This is a genomic window from Acidisoma sp. 7E03 (assembly GCF_054665075.1).
Map to the genome: position 1 here is coordinate 1 of NZ_BAAFHE010000048.1, position 1,704 is coordinate 1,704.

At 47.2% G+C, this 1,704-nt stretch carries 1 protein-coding gene; it reads right to left on the bottom strand.

What is annotated here, in order from left to right; genetic code table 11:
• Positions 1 to 46 precede the first annotated feature (46 nt).
• Positions 47 to 1,567 (bottom strand): P-loop ATPase, Sll1717 family, encoded by a 1,521-nt coding sequence (locus ACYQ6W_RS22585; protein WP_459678540.1) that lies wholly within the window; start codon positions 1,565 to 1,567, stop codon positions 47 to 49.
• Positions 1,568 to 1,704 lie beyond the last annotated feature (137 nt).

Consider the following 1,704-nt stretch of genomic DNA (forward strand, 5'->3'; position numbering starts at 1 on the left):
AAAAATATCCGTCGTCCAAATGAGGTCTCCTTCCGGAAACCTTGAATCACGCCAGCTCGGCTCTGTGAATCCTTTTTATGGGTCCCGGCCCTAGGAGCGCCGAATGGATTTCCATCCTCTTCTCGACCAGAAGAGTAGGGTCACCACGAAATATCCACCTATGTCTGATCTGGCTCCCTGTTGCGCCGGTCCTAAAGACGTTTCCAATTGCGCCAATTCGATAAAGGTCCGTGAGAATCTCCCGAACGGAGCGGCGCGTCAGTAGCGCTGTCAAGAGCCGAGATGACTTACTCCCCTCATCAAAACGGCGCTCCATATCATCTATACTGAAAGCTGACGAACTTCCCGCCAATACCGCCTCGATGTTATTAATATCGTCATCGGAATATATTGCACTTAACTCATAACGCACCTCGTCCCATAGCTTGGAAGAGTATTCCATTTCAGTGTCATGAAGTACACTCTGAGTAAAGCGCGTTTCCGCAGGAAACAGCTTCTGAGCTAGCGACAGGCGCCAAACAATGTCTCTTGGCTTGTAGAAAGATTTATCCAGCAAAAATGACTCAATTGACTTGCCATCAATACTATTAGGAAAATAACGCGCCAGTATATCATCATTTTGCGTCAAGCCAGCAACAGTCTCTGAAAAAGCCAGCTTTCTTCTCACGATTTCCATCAAAGGGTGTGAAACAGAACGGTTCGAATGATGCCATGAAATAAGAAATCCTCGGTCGTGAACAAGGCGGTCAATTTCCTGCCCTAAGGATCCCATAGAATCTATCACCTCAGACCTGACCGCTCCGATAATGTGGATAGGTATATTGGCTTGGCGGAACCGGTCATTCATAGAAGCAATGGTAAACAATAAATCTCGAACTAAACGTTGATCACGCTTATGTTGTTCGGGCGAATGATAAAACGCTTCCAACTCATCGAAATAAATAAATAGCGGCTGAACCATATTAAGGCCGGATAGAACTCTCATTACACGCTTAACTAAAGCGTCTAGCGAGACCTTGCCCTGATCTCCCGCCCGAGAGAAGTCACCTCCTAACTCAGCTTCGAAAAATGCCACATCAGCTTTGATCTTGACATGCGCGCCTTCGAGGCGAGGCATAAATCCTAGGATCTTTCGAAAAACGCTATCATCGTTCAGCCCAAGGAGGCGTATAATCTTTCGGCTAGTAGTTTCGTCATCAATTGAGACTAGACTTGGGTGCGCCTGAAGATTCTCACCGATTTTATGGACTACGAACCACCCCCAGGCAGACTTGAAATCCTGAGAAACTTCCATTTTATTTGGATCTACATCTGTCCAAGATATGCCGACCTCACTCGACAGGTGCATGCGCTGATCTTCAGTAAGGTCCGTCTTAAATAGGATGAAGTCCGTAATGGCACCCTGCTTTGTTTTTGAATTGGCGTGCCATCTTAGCAGCGACGTTTTGCCCGTTCCCCGAAAACCTTCAACAAAGAACACGTCTCCGTTATGAAATCTGTCTGGTTCAACGGCTTCAAGAATAAGGAACGTATCAAAGGCGTGTTGCTCTCGCTCCAAAACCGGCACGAGATACTCATGTTTACCATCGACTTTTCCGATGCGGAGTTGCCTAGAGGGTGTTATGTACTTTCCCACTGGTTTGATTCATACCTGCGGGCATGGAGAGCGTTCGCAAGCCGTATCCCTCTGACGTGTCAGACGAC